General features: G+C 57.2%; 17 protein-coding genes. 3 read left to right on the top strand and 14 right to left on the bottom strand.

Annotation, left to right across the window (positions count from 1 at the left end):
- Positions 1 to 232: 232 nt before the first annotated feature.
- Entirely contained in the window at positions 233 to 505 is a 273-nt protein-coding gene (locus NIZ92_RS06415) for a hypothetical protein (protein ID WP_009458345.1), read from the top strand.
- Positions 506 to 785: 280 nt separating this feature from the next.
- On the opposite strand, the gene NIZ92_RS06410 is transcribed toward NIZ92_RS06415, so the two are convergent.
- The 3 genes from NIZ92_RS06410 to NIZ92_RS06400 all read right to left on the bottom strand — a co-directional run bounded on the left by NIZ92_RS06410 (position 786) and on the right by NIZ92_RS06400 (position 3,766).
- Positions 786 to 1,805: a tripartite tricarboxylate transporter substrate binding protein gene (locus NIZ92_RS06410; protein WP_203145897.1), complete on the bottom strand. Its 1,020-nt coding sequence runs from the start codon at positions 1,803 to 1,805 to the stop codon at positions 786 to 788.
- Between the two features lie 22 nt (positions 1,806 to 1,827).
- Positions 1,828 to 2,727: a carboxylating nicotinate-nucleotide diphosphorylase gene (gene nadC / locus NIZ92_RS06405; protein WP_254002876.1), complete on the bottom strand. Its 900-nt coding sequence runs from the start codon at positions 2,725 to 2,727 to the stop codon at positions 1,828 to 1,830.
- Positions 2,728 to 2,821: 94 nt separating this feature from the next.
- Positions 2,822 to 3,766, bottom strand: coding sequence for a membrane protein (locus tag NIZ92_RS06400; protein WP_035269142.1), 945 nt, complete (start codon positions 3,764 to 3,766; stop codon positions 2,822 to 2,824).
- Between the two features lie 405 nt (positions 3,767 to 4,171).
- On the opposite strand from NIZ92_RS06400, the gene NIZ92_RS06395 reads away from it, so the two are divergent.
- On the top strand, positions 4,172 to 5,902 hold the full coding sequence (locus NIZ92_RS06395; protein ID WP_035269140.1) for a PAS domain-containing methyl-accepting chemotaxis protein: 1,731 nt from the start codon (positions 4,172 to 4,174) through the stop codon (positions 5,900 to 5,902).
- A gap of 286 nt (positions 5,903 to 6,188) precedes the next feature.
- Positions 6,189 to 7,844, top strand: a complete 1,656-nt coding sequence (locus NIZ92_RS06390; RefSeq protein ID WP_021446811.1) for a methyl-accepting chemotaxis protein — start codon at positions 6,189 to 6,191, stop codon at positions 7,842 to 7,844.
- Positions 7,845 to 8,006: 162 nt separating this feature from the next.
- On the opposite strand, the gene NIZ92_RS06385 is transcribed toward NIZ92_RS06390, so the two are convergent.
- The 11 genes from NIZ92_RS06385 to NIZ92_RS06335 all read right to left on the bottom strand — a co-directional run bounded on the left by NIZ92_RS06385 (position 8,007) and on the right by NIZ92_RS06335 (position 24,783).
- A complete protein-coding gene (locus NIZ92_RS06385) occupies positions 8,007 to 9,323 on the bottom strand; it encodes a DUF445 domain-containing protein (protein ID WP_035269137.1) in 1,317 nt (438 codons plus the stop codon).
- Between the two features lie 287 nt (positions 9,324 to 9,610).
- On the bottom strand, positions 9,611 to 11,197 hold the full coding sequence (locus NIZ92_RS06380; protein ID WP_254002875.1) for a VWA domain-containing protein: 1,587 nt from the start codon (positions 11,195 to 11,197) through the stop codon (positions 9,611 to 9,613).
- A gap of 6 nt (positions 11,198 to 11,203) precedes the next feature.
- On the bottom strand, positions 11,204 to 11,710 hold the full coding sequence (locus NIZ92_RS06375) for a hypothetical protein (protein WP_035269134.1): 507 nt from the start codon (positions 11,708 to 11,710) through the stop codon (positions 11,204 to 11,206).
- A 5-nt stretch (positions 11,711 to 11,715) separates the two neighbouring features.
- The gene (locus NIZ92_RS06370) at positions 11,716 to 12,447 is read right to left on the bottom strand and encodes a hypothetical protein (protein WP_035269133.1); all 732 of its coding nucleotides are present in this window, start codon (positions 12,445 to 12,447) and stop codon (positions 11,716 to 11,718) included.
- Positions 12,448 to 12,494: 47 nt separating this feature from the next.
- Positions 12,495 to 14,051, bottom strand: coding sequence for an SUMF1/EgtB/PvdO family nonheme iron enzyme (locus NIZ92_RS06365; RefSeq protein WP_254002874.1), 1,557 nt, complete (start codon positions 14,049 to 14,051; stop codon positions 12,495 to 12,497).
- Positions 14,041 to 15,249 carry an ABC transporter permease gene (locus NIZ92_RS06360; RefSeq protein ID WP_254002873.1) on the bottom strand — a complete coding sequence of 403 codons (1,209 nt, stop codon included), beginning with the start codon at positions 15,247 to 15,249 and terminating at the stop codon, positions 14,041 to 14,043. Before NIZ92_RS06360 ends, NIZ92_RS06365 begins: the two co-directional genes overlap by 11 nt.
- Entirely contained in the window at positions 15,240 to 15,953 is a 714-nt protein-coding gene (locus tag NIZ92_RS06355) for an ABC transporter ATP-binding protein (protein WP_083053868.1), read from the bottom strand. Before NIZ92_RS06355 ends, NIZ92_RS06360 begins: the two co-directional genes overlap by 10 nt.
- A gap of 1 nt (position 15,954) precedes the next feature.
- Positions 15,955 to 17,949 (bottom strand): vWA domain-containing protein, encoded by a 1,995-nt coding sequence (locus NIZ92_RS06350; protein ID WP_115634962.1) that lies wholly within the window; start codon positions 17,947 to 17,949, stop codon positions 15,955 to 15,957.
- A complete protein-coding gene (locus tag NIZ92_RS06345) occupies positions 17,946 to 18,992 on the bottom strand; it encodes a hypothetical protein (RefSeq protein ID WP_239055317.1) in 1,047 nt (348 codons plus the stop codon). Before NIZ92_RS06345 ends, NIZ92_RS06350 begins: the two co-directional genes overlap by 4 nt.
- Complete coding sequence (locus NIZ92_RS06340; RefSeq protein WP_254002872.1) at positions 18,989 to 21,559, bottom strand: virulence factor SrfC family protein; 2,571 nt, start codon at positions 21,557 to 21,559, stop codon at positions 18,989 to 18,991. Before NIZ92_RS06340 ends, NIZ92_RS06345 begins: the two co-directional genes overlap by 4 nt.
- A 5-nt stretch (positions 21,560 to 21,564) precedes the next feature.
- Positions 21,565 to 24,783 carry a virulence factor SrfB gene (locus NIZ92_RS06335; RefSeq protein WP_088452403.1) on the bottom strand — a complete coding sequence of 1,073 codons (3,219 nt, stop codon included), beginning with the start codon at positions 24,781 to 24,783 and terminating at the stop codon, positions 21,565 to 21,567.
- Positions 24,784 to 24,795: the final 12 nt, after the last annotated feature.

Below are 24,795 nucleotides of genomic sequence, written 5' to 3'. Positions count from 1 at the left end.
CAACTGCACGGCAAAACTCTGGGCTTAGCCACGCTGGTATCGTGGCGTTCGAGTACTCGACAGTACGCCTTCCGCTGCAACGCCATCTGTCTGCTTGTCACTCACATGGTTAGCTAGAGGGAAGGCTTACATCGCGCAGTACAGTGCCTCGAAGCACACGGCTCCTTTTACCCTGTGCTAGGATTTGGATCTATGGCTGCATATTCTCAAGGCCCTCTATCAGGAGCACACCATGAACTACACCTACACCCTTAATGAGTTAGGCACTGAAGCGATTCGTCAGTTTGTTCTGGATCGTGGTCAGCCTGATCTGAACCTGCAGGCTTATATCGCCGCTGCCGAAGTAGAGGCCGATAATTTCAATGCGGGCGGCAGCCAGCGCGGCCAGATCGAGATCGATTCCAACTGCAGCAAGGATGGTTTGACGCATACCCTGCTACTGGAAAAACACTGGTTTGCGACCCAGCCTGTTCCTGAGGCGCCCAGTGAAGACAGCTTCTTCTAAATAGAAGCTGGGCTTGTCTGTCAGTTCACAATCGACTGACCAACTGTCAGACAGACACAAGCTCAGTTATCGGCCCCTCGTCTCTCTATAGATATTGGCCCAGGTAAGCCCAAACCGCTGCCTGGGCCTCAAACTGTCTGAGGGACCAATAAGATTCATATAGAAACTGGGCATATTGCCGCATGATCTGATGCCTGCGGGTGCCGGAACACCATCAGAGGAAAACCCGTCGCTTGCGTTCCAGGAGTCAACGAGTCCGCAAAGCAGGGCCCTACCCGCCCTAATCCACCTGCAAACCAATCTTGTAAGCCAAGGCCCCAAATCGGTCGATGTCGTTCCAGATCATGGCCTTGAAGCCACTGGCTTGTGCTGATTCATTGCCTTCTTGCGGCGTATAACCCAATGCCAGCAATTGCGATTGCATGGCCGGGTCCGTCAGGGCTTTTTGCACGACGCGGTTCAGCGTATTGATAATGTGTTCAGGCGTGTGAGACGGAGCCAACAGGCCGTGCCATTGGTCCAGCTCGAAATCACTATGACTGACTTCAGCCACGGTTGGCACTTTAGGCAGAACGGGGCTGCGTTGGGCAGAGGTGACGGCCAAGGCGCGCAAGTGTCCTGACTCGATCAAGGTAGCCGCGCTGGACAAGGTCACAATGCCTAAAGGCACCTGGCCTGCGACCACATCGTTCAAAGCGGGGCCGCAGCCGCGATACGGGATATGCAGCAAGGCCGTGCCTCGCAAGTCATAGAGCATCTCTCCGGCCAGATGCTGAGGAGTGCCATTTCCGCAGGACGCATAAGCCAAGGCCGGTTCGGACTGCTGCTCCAGAACTTGTTCCAGATTCTGAATATCCGACCCGTGTCCGGTCACGATCACGGAGGGCACAAATCCTATATTCGCAATCGGCGCAAAGTCTTCTTTGGGTTTGAAGCCCAGGTTACGAAATACGCCAGGATTGATGGCAAAAGAGCTATTGGCCATCAGCAAGGTGTAGCCGTCAGCGCGGGCATAAGCTACCGCCCGCGCACCAATATTGCCGCTGGCACCAGGTCGGTTGTCGATAATAACGGGTTGGCCCAGCGCTCTTTCCAGCCGGGGGCCCAGTTTGCGGGCCAGCAAGTCGGTCCCGCCGCCAGGCGGAAAGGTGACGATCACGGTAATCGGCTTGAGGGGATATTTCACAGCCTGCTCGACTGCCACCTCCCTTGCCTGCGCCGCTGGATTACCCAAGCCTAGCGCCACCATTCCCAGCAAGGTGGCTGCTGCCGCCCGCTTCCCCACCTGAAAACCCGCCATTACAGATAACACGTTTCTCTACTCAAGCGTCCAGACCAATATCCAGCACACGGGCACTGTGCGTAATCCAGCCCACTGCGATTCGGTCTACACCGCAACGGGCTATTTCTACGGCTGTTTTCGGAGTGATACGACCAGAGGCTTCTGTTTTGGCTCGGCCTGCGACGCGGGCCACGGCCTCGGTCAAGGTTGCGGTGTCCATATTGTCCAGAAGAATGCTGTCCACACCCAGTTCCAGCACTTCATCCAGCTGCTCCAGGGTATCGACTTCCACCTCAATGCAAACCAGATGGCCAATATAAGCACGAGCTGCTTCCACGGCGGCTTTGACGCCCCCGGCAACGGCAATGTGATTGTCTTTGATCAGTACCGCGTCATCCAGACCAAAGCGATGGTTGCTGCCGCCCCCGACTCGAACTGCGTATTTCTGCACAGCGCGCAGGCCAGGCATGGTTTTACGGGTGCAAGTGACTTTAGTGCCGTAAGGCGCAATCGCGCGGGCAATGGAGGCAGTAGCCGATGCCACGCCACTTAAATGCCCCAGGAAATTCAAGGCGCAGCGCTCTGCCGTCAGCATGGAACGGGCCGAGCCACTAATGAACGCAATCTGCGCCCCCGGAGTCAGGACATCGCCATCTTGCAGTTGAGCCTCAAAGCGCAACGTAGGGTCCAGCAAGGTAAAGGCCAGACGAGCCAGATCCAGGCCAGCCAACACACCATCCTCGCGGGCCACCAGGCGCATTTGCGTGCGCGTTGCTGCGGGAACGATGGAGTCCGTCGTCAGATCACCAGCGCGACCCAAGTCTTCTTGCAAGGTGGCGCGCACCAAGGGTTCCAGGATGACGTCGGGCAAGGAAGGAATACGGTGAGCTCGTGTCTCTGCAGCTTGCGCTGTCGGCTCGGGGGCATTAATTATGCTCATTATGAGTATTTAAATCGCTAAAAATAAGGCCTAATGGCACGGTGCATTTATGCTATTCCTGAGCATAAGCACTGTCAAGCCATAGGCCCGCTTTTTAACGCGCTTGTTTCGCCAGCGGCAATTTACTGCCCGAGATGGCCCGTTCAAACAAAACGTCTCCACGAAAGCGAAACAATTTGGCGGGTCGGCCTGAACCACCCACACTCATGGCGCCGGTTTCTTCCACCAGGGCTTGCTGTTCAATCAAACGGCGAAAGTTCTGCTTATGCAGTCCCCGCCCTGCCAGGGCTTCCACGGCCTGCTGCAATTGCAGCAAGGTAAATTCTGGCGGCATCAGTTCAAACACAACAGGACGGTATTTGATTTTGGCGCGTAGACGTGCCAAGCCAGTGGCCAGAATACGGCGATGATCGTGACGCATGCCCAGGCCCAGCTCGTAATGCTTGCCCAGCTCTTGCTGTTCACGCTGGCGACGGCGACAGGACTCGGGCAACAAGCCCGCTTCATACAGCAGCTCGTAACGCTGCAAAACAAAGTCCTCGTTCCAGATCGCCCCTTCCAGGCCAAAGCTGTAATTGACGCGCTGGCGGCGCAAGGCCCGCAAGGATTCGTCCTGCTCGCACCAGTCCAGCAAGGCAGGCACGATGGTTTTCTGAATAATGTCCGGTGCACCATCGCGTCGGTCTTCCCACGGGAAGTAGCGGTAGCAGTCCTGCCAGATCACCTGGGCTACATCCGGCTGGCCCACTTCACGCGTCAGCCCGACATAGCTGACCGACACAATACGCGTGCCCTGCGCGTCAAAACGGTCCCTGTCTGCAAAGGTATACAGCTGCTCCACATATCCCACCGGGTGATGGGTTTGGGTTTCCACCCAATCGCGCAGCCCCGTTTGCAAAGAACGGTGCGTGTGCTGAAACGGCCCGGCGGGCAAGGCTTGGCCGGCGTCCGTGGTCAAGACACGGGGCTCGCCGTCGCTGACAGCTACTAAAACAGCCACCAGTTCAGCACTGACTACAGGTTCCTGCGTATCGATCACATATTCTCCTTCTGAATCGCGCCAGCGCGCATCTGGCGGATTATAAGCGAGGCCCGCCCTGCTCCGGCGGGCGGCAGGGGCGCTATCCGAAAATACAGTGGGTACCTTATTTTCAGATGATCAAATTATGACCCATGAACATCTAAGCCTAAAGAAATTCACCTGCCTGCCGTTAAGCGTTCGAACTGTATGTGTTTGCCATAAATGACAAGCAAGCGCTCAGTCAGAGGCCGGATCAGACAACAGTTTCACGCTTTGTTCTGCTCCGCCATTCGCAAAAATAGAAGGTTTCTGACAATTCAGGTCGATTACGGACAGACAGAAGCCTATGCCCCGTTTTTGCATGGCCCATGCGGGCTTGACGGCCCCCCGCGTCCCCTTTGTTGTTCTCCTCCAGGATGATGAATGCGTAAGAATTTCCCCATTACCCAGGACGAGGTTCGCGTCCGGGCCGATCAGTACCTTATTTCAAAAACTGACCTGAAAGGTCGGATCACCTACGCGAATGCAGCCTTTATTGCGATCAGTGGCTTCACCCGTGAGGAGCTGGTTGGCAAGGCCCATAACCTGGTCCGTCACCCCGACATGCCGCCCGAGGCCTTCCAGGACTTCTGGGACACCTTGCAAAACAAACGCCCCTGGATGGGCGTGGTAAAGAATCGCCGCAAAGACGGTGGTTTTTACTGGGTGTACGCCATGGCGGTGCCTATTTACGAAAATGGCACCGTCGCTGGCTATGCTTCGGTGCGCGTAAAACCCAGTCAGGAACAGATCGACGAGGCCGAAAGCCTGTACGCCGCCATTAATGAAGGCCGCGCCAAAGGTGTGCGCCTGCATGAAGGCCGTGCTGTGCCTACCGGCTGGCGCAAGGCCTTGAGTCAGTTGCGCCGCCCTTTCAGCAATTCCTTGCGTGCCAGCCTGTTCCGTATGGGCGCCCTGGCTTTGGCCACGACCGGCACCGCCCTGTACTTCGCCCTGACAGGTGGCGTACCTCAAGGCTCGGGTTTGTGGCTGACTGGTGGTTTGTGCCTGGCCAGTGCCGTGATGATGGGTTACGGCTGGCTGATCGCCCAGCGTGTGATCCGCCCTCTGGACCAGGCCTCCCTGATCGCCCAGCAAATTGCCACCGGCAACTTGCAGCTGGATATTGACATCAACTCCAGCGAAAGCAATTCGGAAATTGGTCAGCTCTACTTCTGTCTGGATTTGATGCGCAAGAGTCTGGTGGGAATTGCCAGTGATGCTCGCACCGGGATTGATGCCTCTATCCATGCGGCCCGCATTCTGGAAGTCAACAATACCAATCTGGCATCGCGCACCGAAGATCAGGCTGCGTCCTTGCAGGAGACCGCCGCCAGCATGGAAGAGCTGACGGTAACCGTGCGTCAGAACGCCGATAACGCCAATCAGGCCAGCCAGTTGGCCGATGCCAGTATGCAGATTGCTCAGCGTGGCGGCGAAGTGGTCAATGAAGTGGTGCAGACCATGCAAGGCATTCACGACAGCTCGCGCCGCATTGGCGATATCGTCACCGTCATTGAAGGCATTGCCTTCCAGACCAATATTCTGGCGCTGAACGCGGCGGTGGAATCGGCCCGTGCCGGTGAGGCTGGCCGTGGCTTTGCGGTGGTGGCCGGTGAAGTGCGCAGTCTGGCCCAGAAGAGTTCCCAAGCTGCTGGCGAGATCAAGAACCTGATTGATGCCTCGGTAAGCCGTATGGCCGTGGGTGCCGAACAAGCTGCCCGCGCAGGCGCCACCATGGGTGAGGTCGTGGACTCGGTAAAACGTGTCACGGATATTATTGGCGAGATCTCCACCGCGTCGATCGAGCAGGCCAGCGGTCTGGATCAGATCAACGAAGCGATGGCCAAGATGGATGGGGTCACCCAGCAGAATGCCGCCCTGGTACAGGATCTGGGCAACACCATGAGCGACCTGGCCTCCGAAGCCTCCGAGCTGGCCGATGCCATCAAGGCCTTGAATACCGGCTCTGTCGATTCCAACCAAAGTGCTCCTGCTTTGGCTCAGTTGAGCAAGGCTCCCACCATGCAGGTACTGTCCTACCAGAACACGCAGCCCTTTCAGGCTCAAAGTGCCAAAACAGCGAATGCCCGCCTGGAAGCGATTCGCCGCTAAACCATAAAATCAGGATCGGCAGCGGCTCTGCTGATCCTGATAAAACTGACAGCTAGACAAAACAATAATTCCGGGATCGGTTTTGATACCCGGAATACTTGAAAATAATAATTAATAATAAAATCAAGGGAGTAGATCACGGGAACCTTGCTCTGAAACCCTGGATTTTGCTTGTCACTACCTTGACACATTTAGACTCTAATACAAATACCAGGTAACAAAATTGAGTCAATATGCAACATAATGATCTGTCCTTTTCCGCCTACGTCTTTAACAGGGCCAGATCATGCGTGAAAACCAAGCCATTACGTCTCATGAAACACAGGTACCCGAAAAAACCTATTTAATCTCCAAAACAGACCTGAAGGGGCGCATCATCTACGCCAATCCGGTCTTTATCGAGGTTAGCGGCTACAGCCATGATGAGCTGATCGGGGCGCCCCACAATATCGTGCGTCACCCCCACATGCCGGCCGTGATTTTTCAGGATTTATGGCAGACCCTCAAGCAACAACGATCCTGGTCGGGGCTGATCAAGAACCGCCGCAAAGACGGCGGCTTTTACTGGGTGAAGGCCCGCGTCATTCCTTTAATAGAAAATGGCCGCGTCAATGGCTATGCCTCGGTACGGGTACGCGCCCAGCCCAAAGAGATCAAGGAAGCAGAATATTTGTACCACTCCATCCAGCAGCAAGGGTTGCGCGGCTTTCGTCTGCATGAAGGCCAGTTGCAAGCCAGAGGTTGGCGCTCTGCCCTGAATACCCTGCTCCAACCCTTGAACCGCAGCCTGCGCGCCAGCTTGCTACGCTTCGGGATTCTGACGGGCAGCCTGGTAACCTTGAGCGTCGGTTTGTTATTGGGCAGTGGTGCATCCGGCACCTATCTGACCGCCGGGCTGGCCTCGCTGGGAGTGCTCAGTCTGGCCACCTTGGCCTACGGCTGGATCGTGACCCAGCGCATGATGCAGCCCCTGCACAGTGCCACCCATATTGCTCAACAAATTGCGACGGGCAATCTGCTGATCGACCTGAACCCGCAACACACCCGTAGCCAGGAAATTGCACAGCTGTATTTCTATATGGACATGATGCGCAAGAGCCTGCTGAGCCTTGCCCGCGATGTACATCAGGGCATACAGGCCTCGCTGGATGTGTCCACACAAATTGAGGACGGCAACCGCCAGTTATCCCACCGTACCGCCGCCCAATCCGGCTCCTTGCAGCGCACGGCTGCCAATATGGAGCAGCTGACCATGAATGTGCAGCAGACAGCGGACAATGCCAGGCTGGCCAATCAACTGGCCGACCAGAGCCTGTCTACCGCAAGGCGTGGGGGCGAAGTGGTGCAGGACATGGTCAGCACCATGCAGGACATCCACAATAGCTCCGAGCGCATTGGCGATATTGTGTCGATTATTGAAGGGCTGGCGTTTCAGACAAATATTCTGGCACTGAACGCCGCCGTGGAATCCGCCCGTGCGGGCGAGGCTGGCAAAGGGTTTGCGGTCGTGGCCGGTGAAGTACGCAGTCTGGCGCAGAAAAGTGCGCAGGCCGCCGGGGAAATCAAGAACCTGGTGGAAGACTCCTTGAAGCGCATGGCAACCGGCGCCCACCATGCCAAACGGGCCGGTTCTACCATGGATGAAATCATGCAGTCCGTCTCCGATGTGACGCATCTGATCAGCGAAATCTCCACGGCCTCCAATGAGCAAGCCAGCGGTTTGGCGCAGATTAACGACGCTGTCTCCACCATGGACAGCGATACCAATGACAACGCCGATCTGGCTCGAAATTTGGGAGTGACAGTGCATGAGCTCAGCCGTCAGGCACAAGAGCTGAAACTGTCCATCCAGCTTCTGAATACGGGGTCGACTGGCCGTTCTACCTACGCCCCCGACCCGAATGCCACCCAGGAGCCAGTTCCCTTGCTGAAAGTTGCCTGATAAGAAAGCCGTGGGGGCAAAGCGCTGAGCGTCTCGCTGCCCCGCCCCCCTACTCCTGCCTCGATAAGGCAGCGGATTCAGCTAACCCTGATCAGAAATGCTCTGCCCTGTTTTCCAAGCACGGCCAAGGTGCTGACAGGACGCTGATCTGGCAGGCTCTTTTTAAACCAAACCCAGTAACAGAATCGCGTGCAGGCCTACGCCAACCAAACCGCCAACCACCGTGCCATTAAAGCGTATGTATTGCAGATCCGTGCCTACGGTCAGTTCCAGCTCGCGCACCAGTTGCCTGTCATCCCATTGACGCACGGTGCGCGAGATATGGTCTTTGGCCCCTTCACGTAGTTGCTCGGCCAGGCCCGCTGCTGCGGACAGCATGTGTTCATTCAAGGTTTCACGCAGCGTCGCATCCGTATTCAAGCGTGTCCCCAAATCCTGCGCCACCTGACGCAGATGGGCCGCCACAGACGAATCCTCTTTGGCCAGATCATTGCGTACAACACGCATGACGTCCGTCCAGACGCCATCAATGTACTCACCCACATCTTTATGGTGCAAAAAGCGCTGCTTGATCGCCTCTACCTGCTCCATCAAGTCCGGGTCCTGACCCAGGCGCTGAATATAGTCGTGTACCCATTGCTCGTAATCCTTGCGCAAGGGGTGCTCGGGCTCGCTCAAAATGGTTTGCACTTCATCCACCAGAGCCCGCGCCAGACGGTCGGCCATCTTGCCCGACAACTCGTCTACCGAGGTCACTACCCCGACCATGGCCAGCAGCTTGGGCCACTCCCGCTGAGCGTAGCGCACCAATACATCAGCCACACGCTGTTTGACTGCCTCGTTGGACAAATAGCCACCCAATTGCTGCAAGACTTCGTCCAGCAGGCGCTGGTGTCGGGCATTGCGCGTCAGCAGCCCCAGAATCTGGGAACTGGAACTGGCCATGTCCACCCGCATCAAGTAGCCACGTACGCCATCGGTCAGTGCTTGTTTAACGCTGCGCTCGTCCAGCAAGCGCAGAGCCTCGCCCATGGCGGTTTGCAAGGCACGGCTGACACGTTCGCTTTGTTCAGGTTGCGACAGCCACTGCCCCAAACGCGCGGCCGGGTCCAGGCTGCGCAGCTTTTCCAGCAACATGGCGGAGTCCAGAAAGTGGTCGCGTACAAAGACGCCCAGGCTTTCACCCAGGCTGTTTTTCTTGTTGGGAATAATCGCAGTATGTGGAAACGGCAGGCCCAGCGGGTGGCGGAACAAGGCCACGACGGCAAACCAGTCTGCCAACGCACCGACGGTGGCGGCCTCACTAAAGGCACGCAACCAGGGCCAAAATCCGGCAATGGGCGCCGCCTCGCCCTGCCGCATCATGGCGTGGCTTAGCAGGAACAGGCAGATAGTCAGCGCCAGCAAAGCCAATGCGCTGCGCTTCATGCGACGCAGGCGGCGTTCGGGCGAGTCAGGGCGAGAGGACGATGTAGACATTTCCACAGTCTATGCGTAGTTCAGCGCAAAAGCGGTATTGAATAGTGCGGAGCCAAGTCTCGGGGAAAACAATTCCAGGCCTCAGACCTCCCGTTCTGCCACAGAAATCTCATCACAAGCTGGGCATCACTGACGGTCAACACAGACAGAGCCAGACCTCAGCCCTCTTGGCAAGTTCACACATAGTCACCAGGCCCTTATTGTGACCCTGTCTTTTTCTGCCTGTCCAGAAACGAATCAGCCTGGGCGAACCCAGGCTGATCACGGCACATCAACAAGCTATGTGTTTACTTGCAGGCTTGCTCGGCGCGCTTCACAAAGTCCGTTGTGGCATCACGCAGGGCTTTGGCAATCTGACCAGACTGCTTGGGAGCCAGCGTGACCCCGCCGGTTGCCGTTGCCGCGCAAGCCGACAAACCTTGCCCGGTGATATCCACCACGTTAATGCGCAAACGTGGCTTGGCACGCGCAATGCTGCGGGACACGGCACAAATATCCTGATCGCAACCGTCATTGCCATCCACAAACAAGACGATCAAGGCATCCCGGTTCACCCCATCGACCCGGCTAGCCGCCAGATTCAGAGACTGCACCAGGTTGGTACTGTCCTTGGCCTCGATATTCTGGATCAGACTCTTCAAGCGTCCACGCTGGGCAGTCGTAAAGCGGCCCTGGTAATTGGGTGCTGCACACTGCTGCGCAAAGGTCACCAAGTGCAGATCCTGCCCGGCCGGCAAACTGTCCACCATACTGGAGAAAGCACTGCGTGCCGCATCGATACGCGAGGTGCCCTGAAACAAGGTTCGAGCACGTTGGGTAGCGTAATCACTCCAGGAGCCCATATCGTCCAGATCCTGGCTGAAGAACCACTCCTCGTCCTGAATCTTGGCATTGACGCTTAGCAACATGGACATGGAGGAATCAAAAATGATGTAGACCTCGGGCTTGAGTACCTCCCCCTTTTCGTCCTGAGCACACACAAAATTAGGATCAGACGACACCTTGGGACCCGGTTTGGGTTCAGGCTTAGGTTTGGGTGGTGGCTCGGGCTTGGGCGGTGGCTCCGGTGCAGGAGGCGGCGCAGGCGGCTCTTCCACCACGGGCTCGGGCGCAGGCTCTATTTTGACTGGTTCGGGCTCCGGTTCGGGAACAGGCGTCACCGGCTCTTCTGGCGGTGGAGCAGGAGGTACAACAGGCTCTTCCACTACAGGATCAGGCTTGACCACAGCGGGTGGCTCTACAGGAACCACATCCTTATCCCACCAACCTGGGGGCCACTTGAACCACCAGGACAAGAACAGCGCCAGCAACAAAGCCAGCAAAGCAGCCAACAAGAACCACAGCCACGGACGACCTTTGGAGGTGGCCACAGTCGTCGCCGCAGCCCCTGCCCCCACGGCTGCTGCCGCAGGCACCGCAGAAGACACAGGCGGTGGTGGTGACACCCGCTTCTGATAGGACTCGAACAAGGGCTCGGGCGACAGCGCCGGGTTCTCGCTCATGAGCAGCAAAGGCTTGCCGCCTACGCTGTAAACCGCGCCTTTGGCCGACACGTCTTTCAGCAAGGCTTGCAGCGCTTGCGCGTCCTGCGTCGCCCCCTGCTCTTGCAGCTGGCGGCTCAGGACCTCGATCCGGTCCAGCGATTGCTGGTAACGCGCATCCAGAGCCTGTTGCTGTGCCGCCGACAAGCTACTTTTGGGCACGGCCTGGCCCTGCATGCCCGTCCACCAGGCGGTGGTCTCGGAACCATCAGCCTGATAGGTGGAAAACAGATGCGTTAAGGGTTCGTCCTGGCGTTTCAGTACATTGAGCGCATGCTGATGCTGCTGATACGCCGAGGATGGTCCAACCGAATCAAGAATGACGCGCTGCATAGGCTTTTACTCGTCGTATCCCAAACTGGACTGCAGGCGGCTGACGTCTTTTTGCAGCTTCTGCAATTGCTGCTGCTTTTGGGCGATCGCGGCCGGACTATTGTCTTCGGTAGAACGGTTCACGTCTTTCAGGCCTTTATCCAGGTCCTTGAGCTGGTTTTGCAAACCGGCTTCCTTGCCTTTACTGGCCTGCAAACTGCGAACCAGTTGCCCCATGGAGCGGTTCAACGCCGTCTGTGCCTGACGTTGCTGGGCCAGACTGGCCTTGCTCAGACTTTGCTGTGTCTGAATATCCTTGTAGACCTGATGAAACAACGCATTGGCTTCCTGCGCGCTCAGCAGGCTTTGTTCGCGCGCATCAATATGCTGACGATACGCACCCGAGGTGTCGCAACTGATTTTGGTAAAAAAGCCGGCGTCCTGATCAGAAGGATCGCATTCGCTCATGGTGGTGGCACAACCGGCCAGCAAAAGGCTGGCTGCCAAAGGGGTCCAACGCAGAAATACTCGCATAATCCTTAACCCAAAGTAACGGCGGAACGCATGGAATACAGGTCGTCTACTTCTTTCTGCAGCACGGCCACTTTCACATTCATCTGGTCAATTTGACGATCCAGACGCTGGACTTCGGACTTCTTGCCCCCGTCCTTGCGTTCAGCATCGGCCACGTCGCGGTACAGGCTGACCTTTTCGTTCATGTTTTTCAGATCACGATTGAGCACTTCGATATTTTTATCGATACGGGCCAACTGCTTCTCGGCCTGTTTTTTCTCCATCGTTTTTTCTTTCATGTGCTTTTCGATTTCAGCAATCTGCCGCTTGTCGTCAGCAATCACTTGTTGAGCCGTATTGGTACGCTCAATGATATTGGCCGTATCGGCTTCTACGTCGCGCTGCATGGCGGCCAGACGATCGGAGGTGTTGGCGTATTCCGTACGGCGCTGGTCCAGATAGTAGTTGGTACCCATGGCAACACCGCAAGCGGCCACACCGGCAATAATCGCGCAAGCCGCTTTATTGCTGGAGTTGGACAACATGCAAGCCAGCACACCCACTGCCGCAGCACCAGCACACGCCTGAAAGCCCGAGCGGCTAAAGAATTTCGCATCCTGACCACTGGTCAGACGGTCATCGGCCTGGGTACCGCCCAGCAAACTACTGCCAGTACTGGCACAACCCGAAAGCAAGGCCACGCCCAGCATCAGGCTGCCCAGCAAAGTTCTAGGGGTAAAACGGCGCACGTGTTGCATAACTTCCTCTTCCAATTGAAGTACGTCTATTTTTATTGACTCGTGATTTACGAGTTGGGCACGGATTTACAACTGTTTTTCCAGGCATTGATATCAATGGCATCTGTTTTCAGATAGTCCTTCTGATTTTTCCAATGCACTTCCAGGTAGGGTTTCAGGGCACTGAGGCTCTTGTTTTGTTCCATCATCTGGCGCTCTACCGGCACCTGTTTTTCCAGCAAATTCAGGCCATACAAGGACGAGGCGTCAATCAAATTGCTCGCATAATAGCGGGCCAATTTGGCGACACGATCTTCCTGTTCGTCCAACTTCACCTTGCGGCTCGCACATTGCTTGTCGTCTGTATCGGCTTCACACAAGGCATCGTAATTTCGGTGCAGCAATTCCACGAACAGCACGTCGTCCTTCAGCTTGGTGCACAGGAAAGAGCCCAGCTCCAGGTTGGCGCGAATGGCTTGGTCACGCATCTCTTCCTGACGCAGATTGGCCGCTCGCAAATCCCCTTCCAACTGCTTCAACTGGGCTTTGAGCTTGTCGTCTTCCAGCGTACTGGCCAAGGAGCCCAGGCGCTGCACCGCGGACTCTTCGGCTGGCTCATTCGGATTCACCGTGCCTTGCTCGGTGCCCAGGGCTTGCCAGCTCTTTTCAATCGCCTGCACACGCTCGCGCGAAGTCAGGGCAATCGACACCAGGGCCAGACGCATGCCGGTTGTTTTGGCTTTTGTTGGTCCTTTAGGTCCGTAGTACGCCAGCTCTTTACGAGCCGAAGAACGCAGTGCTTCGGGCTTGGACAGGAAATTGCCGCCACGCACCACAAAGCCACCGGCCTGTCCGTGCTGACGATCCAGCTTGTTCAGGCGGAAAGACTCCAGAATGATCTCGTCCACATTGCCCAGCATGTCATGCAGGCCCAGCGGGTTGGGCTTGAGCCGTCCCATCAACTGAACCGCCCCGTTGGAGGACTGGGCACCGGCATACCACTCGTAGTCATTCATGCCTTCAGGCATGGGGTAACGCACATCACGGAACTCGGCAGAGGACAGGGCTGAGCCGCCGCGGGCGGCATATTCCCATTCAATTTCGGTAGGCAGACGCACAAAACCGGCCAAGCCATCTTCTTTGGGCAGCTTGTCGGCGGCGTTCTCGCGCAACCACTGGTTGTACAGATCGGAGAAATGCACCGCATCCATCCAGCTGATGTCGGTCTGCGGCACCACCAAGTTGTTTTTGGGCGTAGGGCAAGTGGCTTCGGTCAAGGCCTGGTACTGCAACTTGTTCAGTTCGTACTTGGCCATCAGGTAGTAACGCGACGAACCCGCCTTGCTATCGGTAAAGCTGCCTGCAATGAACTCGGGGCGTTTGTGTTCGATATAGCCCCACTCCTCGGCTTCCTGCCCCACCACCACTCGCATATCGTCCAAAGGACCGGCCACGGGCACGGCCACACGACGAAACACCATGGCGCCTTCGCAAGGCATGGGCAGAACCACATCACCTTCGGCTGGCTTGGGGTTGTAGTACTTCTCGTCCCAGGGCGCTGCCTGCGCCACAGCGCTGAAACCCAGCAGCAAGCTGGCTGCACTGAACAATGGTCTAAATTTCACGCAAACTCTCCGCAGGTTGAACACGAACGGCCCGCCAAGCTCCGATTGCCGCCACCACACAAGCCAACCCTGCCACCATCAATAAGGCGTACAGGGCATGGGCCAAGGTAATGCGACACACGAAGTCCGTCTGCAGGCCATCTCCCACCAGTAGTTGATTGAATAAGGTGCTGCCCAGGCCATACAGGCCCAGTCCCAAGGCATAGGCGATCAGGCTTAGCAAAATGGCCTGAATCAGCACGTAGCGGATGACGCCACCGCTATCAATACCCAGCAAACGCAGGACCGCCAGATCTTTACGTTTACGATCCACGTTCGCCAAAAAGGCCCCACCCAAGGAGGCGGCGCAGCCCACAATGGCTGTCAGAGCGATCACACCAAAAATCAGGCTAAGTACCCGGTTGATAGCACGCACGTTTTCAATATCGGCGTAACGGCTGGCGACCGGAATACCTTGCTGCTCCAGTCCTTTTGCCACCTCGCCAACCTGATCAATCGTGCTGGCATAGACACGGGCGCGGGCGTAAAGCACGGGCATATCGGCAGCCAAAGGCTTGCCAGTCAGCAGGGAAAAGTCGGGGATTTGAAAACCATCGCGGGCGTATTCCAGGGCCAGCAAGGTTTCAGGGGCCACGAACACGGCGGGACGCGAATAGCGGTGTTCCGCCAGCACATCCACCACGGTCATGGCTTTATTGCCCTGCTCCAATTGTCCATCCAGACGGCGGCTCAGGCGCAAATGTACGGACTCGCCCGCTGTCCAATTCAAGCGACGGGCGGCTTCCTGAGTCAGGATGATTTCATTGGGAGACAAGTTACGGGCCTGAGTTTGCAACAAGGGATCGCCCTGCGCGCTGGCCAGTACTTCTACATTTTCCAGAAAGCGGCGTCGGTCCAGGCGCAGATCTGCCTGGGTATTCAAGGAGCGCGTCATGCCAATGGCATAGCCCACGCCGGGCATTTCACGCAGCGTGTTCAGCCAGGCTTGGTCAAAGCTGCCGCTACTCAACATCTTCACTTCCAAATTGCGCGGATCTTGCAGCAACTCCTGCTGCAACTGGGTGACCACACCGTGCTTCAGGCCAAAAAGCAGCAGCAAAGGGGCCACTACGGCCACCATGGCTGCAACCATGCAAAACGAGATGCGCCAGTCAAAACGCAAGTCGGCCCAGGCCAGACGAAAGACGTTTACAAACATGGGGCGGCAACCTCGGGAACAAAAATGCTCAAGCCCGGTTCCAGCTTGGCTTGCAAACGCGGAATAGCGAACTGGCTCAAACTGTCCCAATCGTGCGAGACCAACAAGACCGCCAAGTTCAGCTCCTTGGCCAGACTGAAAAACAGCTGGAACACATTGTGAGCCGTTTCAGGGTCCAGAGCGGCAGTAGGTTCATCGGCCAGCACCAGACCGGGAGCATGTGCAATAGCGCGAGAAAAGGCCACCCGCTGTCGTTCCCCAATCGACAAGGCTGAAGGGTACAGATTCAGTAGCCGCTCCAGTTTCAGGGTAGCAATGGCCGCATCCAGATGGTCCGCCTTGATCGGCAAGCCCAGCAAGCGGCGCGGCAAAACCATGTTTTCCCAAACCGAAAGATACGGCAGCAGACCACCGTTTTGCAGCACGAAGCCCAGGTTTCTGGCCCGCCATTGGGCCAATTCAGACTCGCGCCCGCTGGCATACAAGGCCTTGATATCCCTGGCCTCTTGACCCAAGGTGAAAACCTGGGCCTGAGCGGGCCGCAGGAGCAGCCCCAGGGTTTCCAGCAAGGTGCTTTTGCCGCAACCGCTGACGCCGGTTACGGCCACAATCTGCCCTGCGTCCAGAGCAAGCTCGGGCAGTTGCACACGAAAAGCGTGGGAGCCTTGCCCCCGGGAGACCTCTAGCTGCTGAATGCGGAGCATGTCAGGGCATCATCTCCAAAGGCACGGGATAAACGTCATCACGTGCATCCGCGCCTTCAGCCAAGGACACCCAGCGATCCGCATCGGCGTTATAGCGCTCGTAGTGGCGCAGCTTGGTGCTCAGATCGCGAATGAATTTCTCCTGGCTCAAGGCATCCCAACTGGTCCAGGTATCTTCATCCAAAGTCAGCACCGCGCTTTGGTAAGGCAGATCTTCCAGGTACTCGCTCATCAGGCCCAGTTCGGCCAGCTTGGTGCCCTTTTCCTGTTTCAGGGTGCTGGGGTCCGCCCCCATCGCCGCTGCTACGGAACGTAGGCGGTTGAACATATCAGTGGGCGAGATCATGCCTTCATTAGCCGCATCCAGAATCTGTTTGACCACATCGCTCAAGTCACTTAGTTGGGCTTTGGTCAACAAGACACGGACGTCGGTTGTCGGGATGTTCTGGCGCACCAGGTCCCGGTCGCTGATCCAGGCATGGAATACTTCAGGCGCGGTGGTGCCCGTGGTTTTGCCCAAATACGCCAGGCGCATGGCATGGCCGATCAGCTCGGCGTCGGTCAGCATCTGGTCGGTGGTGGAGTCGCCGGTCTCCTGGGCACGCGCCGCACTGCCAATCGCATCCCCTCCCTGGTAAGCCACTTTGACCTGCTCGGTCAGCGCGGTCGCCAGATTATCGACCATCTTGCCGAACTGGTTCACGTCACCGGCATTAACCGGGTAGTACAGCGAGGTCTGTGTGCCACCGTAAGTGGACAGCTCTCGGTACTGGTCTTCGGCCTTGGCATGGTTGTTCTTGCCCGATGGTGTCTTCAAATGCAGGGTGTAAATCGCCACACCGGGCTTGGCCGCTTCAATACGCAGTTGCGGTGCGTCCAGTCCGGTCGAAGAGTACTTGTTATTGCCTTCCAGCGCCCCGGCATCGGTAATCAGCACCACATAACGTGCGCCGAAATTGTTCCAGTTCACCTTGTCCAGCGCTTCCAGCACGCCCGCGTAGGCATCTTCGTCATAAGCAACGGTGGATACCTTGGCCTGCTTCAAGTCCGACACTTTGGACAAGAAGTCCTCGCTACTGGTTACGGTATTGGGGTCCGCATACACATGCGTCAAATACTCGATCCCTGGCGCGGCTTCCATATTGGAGCGAAACGCGATCAGACCAAACTTGACCTGATCGGACAAGCCCTGCTCTTCCACCTTGCTATAGACCTTGCGCACGGCCTCGCGGGTGCGATCAATGTAGGGGTCCATGGAAATGGTGGAGTCAATTACAAAGACCACGGCCGCACTAAAGCCCTTGATCTGGGACGTGCGTTGGGCGGCGTCCTGATCCTGGGTTTGCTCAGATTCTTGTTTAGCGGCTTCCGGCTCTTTCTGATCTGCGGTGTGCTTGGTGACAGACGCCACATTCAGCAAACGAGTACGGAAGCCGTTTTCAGTCATGACCTCTTCGCCACTCAAAACGGGCAAGAGGTAGAACTGTTCCTGCACATCCACAAAGTACTCGGGCTCTTGCGCCAATACGCCCTCTGTTTGCGAGTCCTTACGCAAAGCCTGGCGCATAGGGGCCACCAAAGTGGCCGGGTCTGGCGTGTCCAGCACTTTTTCCAGCAAGGCGCGATCCTTGAAAAACAGCATGCGATCGCGGTTGGCCGGATTGGTGAAGGCCAGGGTCAACTGCATTTTCCAGTCCACCGTGCAGGCCTTGTCCAGCCAACCTACGGTCTTTCCCTGGCTATCCGGGCCAACTTGCACGCGCTCTGCCCCGCCCTGCTCGGTACGCTGATAAATGTAAAAGCGGCTGAACGCAGGAACCGGCTTGCCCTGCTGATCCGTTTCCGAAGAGAACAGGCGGCAGGAAGGTGTGGTCAGAACACGTTGATACAGCGTCTTCTTGCCCTCTTGCAGCAAGGGAGCCGCGGCCTGTGCCTGGCTTGCGCCCAACAGGAGAGCACCAAGCAAACTGAATCGAACAAGGGGACGCATCATCATTGACTCAACTCCTGGAAGCGGGCCTTGGCTTGCGCGTTATCAGGCTCGGACAGCAAGACGGTTTCATACCAATATGCAGCGGTAGCAGGATTGGGCTTGCTAAAGCAGGTGTTGGCCTGGTGATCTTTGGGGTCGTACTCACGGGCGTAAGCCATGGCAATTTTCACATCACCGGACTGTGCCTTGTTCACGTACAAACGCTGGGCCACGTCACACTGTTCCGCCTTTTTGGCTTCTTCGATTACGGCCAGCCATTGCTCGGAGGTTTTGCTCTCCTTGACGCACTCTTGCACAAATTGCAGGCCGGGACGGTCTGCCAACTTGTCCATGGTGCAATTGTCTGTTTCCACCACTGCAGGCCTGGACTCTGGAGCATCGGGCACGGCCGGGCTGTCGCCCTTGGCGGATTGGCTGTAGAACCAGTAGCCTGCAGCGCCTGCCAGAATCAACAAAAGAACAAGCAAGACGATCCATTTGGCCATGCCACCTTTTTTGGCGGGAGGCGCGACAGGAGCAACCGTCTCCTTTTTGGGAGCAGGTGCTTCTACCTTGACCGGCTCGGGCTCGGGCACAGGTTCCACCACCTCAACCACGGGCGGTGTTTCAACAACTGGCTCCGGAGCGGGAGGCTCGGGCGCAGCAGCTGCCGGCATGGTCAATTCCATGGCCTGGGCATTGCCACCGGCCGTGGAAGGCAAGATCGCCTTGTCCAGCTTCAGCGGGCTGCGACCCAGCTCTTCGCCAGTGCTATCGGCCAGAGTGATTTGATACGCATCACTGGCATTGGCCAGCAGCGAATCCACAATGTCAGCGTTCAGCAGAACGGCAATTCCTTCTTCATGCTCGGTCCAGCCTTGTTGCGGCAACCAGCGCAAGGACGCATCCCAGCTTTGGGCCGAGTGCAAGTAATAGCTGTTCTGACTGCGCTGAATGGCGATCGAGTATTCGCCCAGGTCCAGCTCTTCATCCAGATCCCGCACATACAGACGAGCGCGGCCAGGGACCGCGGGCTCCAAAGCCTGCAAACTAAATCTTAATTTCATGCCACGCTCTTATCGGTAAATCGTTCCAGAATGCGTCCCAAAGCCTGATTCTGTTCCAGACTCAGTTCGCGGCCACCTTCATAACCGGCGTTATGCAAAGTGGTATGGGCCAAAGCGGCCAACCATTGTTCAAAGAAAATTGCGCCGTGATCCTGGGGCTCTGCCGGCAGGACCGGCATGCCATCCTGGGCAAAGGCTTTGGGACTCTTGAAGAAGTCGTCGCTGCCGCCTTTCAGGTAGAACCAGGTCACAAACTCGCTGATCGTCATGGCCACATTGCAAACCTGGCGATCAGCCAGACGCTCACGACGCACACCGCTTTGACGGCGCTTGGTCAGCACAGCCAGCAATTTGTCGCGCAAGGCCCAACGGTCCGAGGCCACAATCAGCTCTTCAACCAGGCTGGAGAGCAAGTCCACCGGCATGCGCAACACGTTTTGATTGGTACGACTGGCAGGCAACTCGCGCAGTTGGCTGACCCAGCTGCGGTACACCAGATCGGCGTACTGCTGCTCGAAGGGCTGCTCCTGGGTCAGAACGCCCGGCTCGTCCGGCTCGGACTTGCTGGAACCCAGGCTCAGGAACAGATCCCGCAAGGTATCTTGCGGCAGGTGCAGCGCAGCCAGCAGCTCGCCCACAATGGCGCGGTAAGCAGGCAGCTCCTCCCGGAACTGTTTGGCCAGGGCTTCCTTGACCACCGATTGCTGATCGCCGTCCTGGCTATACCAGGAATGCAGGGACTTCTTGACCAGGCTGTCATGCAAACTTCGGAACTGTTCCTGCAAGCGCATCAGCTTGAAGTCCAGACCACCGATTTGAGCCACATACGCACGCAAACGCTGCATGCCGCCATCATTCAAGGCCAGCATGGCATCCCAAGCTTCGGCCGGATCGCTTAATTGCTGCGCCAGTAGCGGATTTTCAATAAAGCTGCCACGCATGCGATCCATTTTGTCGGCCACGGATGCCGTAATGGATAGCTCCCGGCTTTCGGTGTCCAGATCAATAAAGGGTGTGGGCATGCCGGGCTTGCGCACCAGGAAGGTGTTGGAGAAGGGCTGATCCGGACGCCATTGCTGCAACCATTCGCAGTGGCCGAAACGCTCTTTGAAGCTCATCTTCATCAGACCGTCCCAGCTGTCACGTACCTGGGCGTCGTCCTGAATCAGGGAGGCACCGATACGCTTGTCGAACATGGTGATGGCCCACATCAGACCCACTTTACGGTTCTGGCGTTCCTGCGGCGTGGCACCCTGAGTGCGATGGACCCAGCGTGTCAGCACGGGCTCTACATCTTTCACATCGCTTTGCTTGTCCGAAGCGGTACACATGACCAGGCCGTTCATTTCCTGCTGATCGGTATAGCGCTCAAACAGATAAGCCACCTTGCCACGCAGAATCAGTTGCGAGGCGGGGTTGCCGCCACTGCTTTCCGACGCCGCACCGGCGTCCTGCACGGAGCGAATATTCAGGCGACCACGGTAACCGGGGAAATCCAGCAGATCGACCTTGTCCACGCCGCCGCCTTGGGTTTCACCAATCAGGGGGAAAGTCAGCTCCACCGTCAACGCCGCCAGATGAGCCAAAGGCACTTCCACCGCTTGGGCGGCAACGACGGGCTGGCCATCCTGTTCACGCACGGGCAAGACGCTCAGGCTTTTCTCCGTGGGGCTGCCCAGCGATTCGAGCACATCCACGTTCATGATGCTGTCTTGCTGTACAAAGCCATCGCCTTCGCGACGGATCAATGCTGTCAGCGGTGCGTAGACCTTGCTGGGATGGCCCAAAGCCTGCAGCACTTTAGCCAGGCCAATATAAAGTTCGCTCAGCTCAGCCTGCTCGCCCCACAAGATGGAAAACAACTGTGCCCGGTCTTCCAGACGCAAGGCGGGGGCCAGATTGATGACCTCCGGCCAGTAGGTGCTGTCCAGCAAGCGGGTGGTATTGCCAAAGCTGCTGCGCACGTAGTCCCACAAGGACACGGCGTCATCGGCGCTCAAACCAGCATCATTGGCACCGGCACGGCTCTTGAGCGATTCGATCAAGGCCTTGATGCGGTCTGCGGCAAAGGTGTAGCCGATCTGCTCCTTGTCAAAGTCATTGAAATAACTGTTGACCAGGATTTTCACCATATCGACTTCAGAGAAAATCTGCAGTTCGACGGGATAGGCATCAGGGCCTGCGGTGGCATTGCGACTAAAGCGCGTTACCAGACCCGTAGCCTCCTTACCGCCCCCTGGCGGGTTCACGTGGCGCAGGAAGTCGATGGTTTCACCGCCGTAATTGGTTTCCAGACGGCCATTGCCACCCGCAGCAAGGCTGGAAATCAGATAAGACTTGCCCGCCTGCGACAGGCCAAAGAAACCAATCGTCATGGGGCGGCCCGAGACCACACCCAGACTGCGGGCGGTATTGCGGGCACGGCGCAGTTCCAGCACCAGGCTATCGGCCTGTGCGTTCAGGCGTTGCGACGAAGCGCGCGCCTGCATCACCCAGTCAATCGCCTCTCCGGCACCTTGATATACGTTCTGCCAGTCCTGGCACAAATCCTGCTGTAAGGTCGTCATGTCCATCATTTGAGCACTACGCTCCCGCTATCGAGCCAATATGGAGAATCACCCAGGCCTGCTTCCAGCATGGTGTTGAGCTGGATACGGACGGCCCCTTTGGACACGCCACTCAATTTGAAGTCTCGGGGTGCCGAGTTCTTGATCTTCAGACGATCGCTGATCAAACGGCGGCCTTGCCCACCTTGGGAAGCCTTATCCACCATCAAGGTCACTTCCATGGATGGCAGTTGGCCATCGTCGTCGGGCGCATCGGCCATCTGACGACGCACCTTTTCGTTCAAGTGCAGGTAGTACAAGGGCGAAGCGGGCCAGCGCTCCACATCCAGCTGTCGGTAACCCAGGCGCAGGTAACTGCCCTGCATCAAGAGGTGATAACCGTCCGAGTCTTCGCTGCTGACGCTCTCCAGCGTCACCATTTCCTCGCGGGTATCGGGGTCCATCTGGAGCACGTCCTTGTAGACGATGTCCTGATCCTTGATCTGATTGTTGGAGTCAATAATCCCGATGTGGCGCAGGGTAGAACGCGGGCGCAGATTCGATACTTTGAAATTGAACTGGTCAATATTCATGTTGTAGCAAAGCAGGCACAACATGGCGCCTACCGAGGCCGTGCTCTTGGGATCGTCGATCCGACCATTGGTATGGAAGGGATACCAGCTACCCGTGCGGTAATTGTGCAAAGGCAGCAGACGCGCTGGCGATACCGGCATTTGCGAGCGCATATAGGCCTGGACACCCGGCAGACGCGAAGGACGTCCGGCCATCAGCACAATGTCGCAATCGTAGTAGTTCAGCACCTCACTGAAGGCGCGCAAGGGGTCGTTGATATTCAAGGAACCGCTGACCAGACCTTGATGCAAATGAGCCAGATCAAAAGGCTGTTCAACCTTGGCCAACTCCAGGTCGACGCGTTGACCGGCATGTTTGTGCAGCTCGTCCAGAACGTACTGAACGACCTTGCTGGAGACTCGTGGCAAAGCATCCGCCGAACCTGCCGAGGCATGGGACAGCGGTGCATTGGCCTGATCGCCCTGCAAGTGCTCGAACTCCAGCAGTTCGCCCCACGGCAAGGACTGGACGGCGCGCGGGTCTTCATGCGGATCGTAGGCTTCGTAGCGTTTCAGGAACTCCAGGCCCAGTGGTACAAAAACCTGCAGGGCCAGTTGCTGACGCAAAACGGCTTTATCAGCATCGGCCTTTTCATTGCCACACAGTCGCGACAAGAACACATCCGTGTCTTCCACACCCGCATGGCTCAAGGCGTCTTCAAAAGCAGGCAGCACATAACGCTGAATGACGTCCAGCAAGATGTCATCCCCAGCCACGCGGAAACTGTCGCGGAAACGCTGCTTGGGCGAGATGGTCAGATTGCTGCCACCGCCTGCCCCTGCCGGGCGACGCAAGGTGTAGTCGCTGATCACGATATCGGTGGTACCGCCACCAATATCAATAATGCCCAGCGTCAGGGTTTCCCGATCTTCCTTGTAGGGAGCGGCAACCGCGTCAAAGAACTCGTCAGCATGGCCTGCAAAGTTCTGGGTAATTTCGGTAAACAGGTAGACCAGTTGAGAGCTGGTGGCTTCGTCCCACTCCACCCGGAACTCGGGCAGAGGCACAAGCAGGTTCTCCGGCATGCGGCCCGACTCGGAAGGCTCCAGACCATAAGGGTCTTCTTCGCCTTGATACCAGTCCATGCTGGTCCACAGCAAACCAATGGCCTGACGCAAACGCTCGGCCAGCAGGCTGCGCTCTACCAGCGGCATGCCGGGCGGTACGGTCAGAACGATATTGCTCAAGCGACGTGGTTTGTTGGAGTGACCTTGGCGTACTCGCTGGGCCGGGCTGTTGATTTGCAGCAGCGCCTGAGCCAGCACCTCGGTCAGCATGAAGGTCATGACCGAACTGCGTGAATAGAAAGGCTCGAACACCGGCAGACGATCGTCTTCGTCCAGGGTGTACAGGGCTTCGCCACGCTCGTCGATATGCAGGGAGAACGGTGCCGCCAGGGCACGCGGTTCTGCATCGGAGCGGTCGTACTGCTGGCTGAACCGCCAGCCGTGCTTGTATTCGTTTTCGTCCCACAAGTAACGCTTGGGGCTGGACAGCCCGGTCGTGCCCTCGGTGCCGCGACGGCGGGCAGCCAGACGTGCGGCCTCATCCCCGACACGCACCAAAGTGGGCCAGGAAAAGGCGGTGGGACGTCCGCTTTTCAGGGACAAGTGGTTCTTGCCAAAATCCGTCTGCGCAAACTCCACGCGACTTTCAAAAGGCTTGCTGTACACCTGATGCGGATGAGACAAGTCCCGCAGTTGCAGCACATAGTTCTGCCGCAAGCCGGAATCGTCCTGACCGTGGTTTTCAATCAGAATCCCGCAAGTGCGCGAATTCCCCACGTCCAACACCAGATCCACAGGAATGACCTGCTCACTTTGCCAGTTGGCAGCCAACACCTTGATGTCCGGCAGACGCACCCAGGCTTCGGAGCGGCCATCCACGCACTCATGCGGTGGGGCGAACAGGCTGAGCAAATTCAGGAAATGCAGCTGTGCCGAGTGCAAGGCGCTGACATCTTCACCAAAATCGATGTTGCGCGTTTTATTGACGTTGTCTTTATAGACTTCCAGCAACCATTCCTGCACCCAGTCACGGTTCAGGAACCAGTCCATATGCGCGCTGTCGCAGGCAATGCGGAACAAGGCCCCGGCATTGATATCTTCACGCAAGGGGGCCAGGTAAGCCGCGCCCTCGGTCAGGTCCACCACACTGGTATCGCAGGCAAGCGTAATACGGTGCGTATTGCCGTCGCGATCAGGCGTTTCCAGGCGCACCACGCGCAGGCGGCTCCAACTGGCCGGGCCATGGTCAAAGCGATGCGGCGCCACAAAGCGCACATAGGGCACAGGCAGCCACAGGCCATCGAACAGGTCCAGAGTACGGCTCAGGGAGACATCGCATTCCTGATCATTGCGGCCACCGCCCTGGTACACCCCAACCTCGCCTTCGGGCTGATGGAACAGGGTTTGCTCCTGACCAAACTGCAAGCCTTCAAACAGAAAGCGCCAGTTCTGGCCGTTCGTGCTGAAGAAAGAATGGTTCAAGGTGCCCAGCTTCTTGCTGCCCACAGTGGGAGCATTGATGTCAAAACCGAAGTCCATGAACTGGACTCCGGTATTTTCAATCAAGGTAACCAAGCCATCGTGTTTGAGTAATTCAGGCAACATAAGATTCAAGCA

It is taken from the genome of Alcaligenes sp. 1735tsa3, assembly GCF_024134565.1.
Classification (GTDB): domain Bacteria; phylum Pseudomonadota; class Gammaproteobacteria; order Burkholderiales; family Burkholderiaceae_B; genus Alcaligenes; species Alcaligenes phenolicus.
Note: the sequence above shows the minus strand (reverse complement) of the source record. Positions and strands in the feature narration are given on the sequence as shown.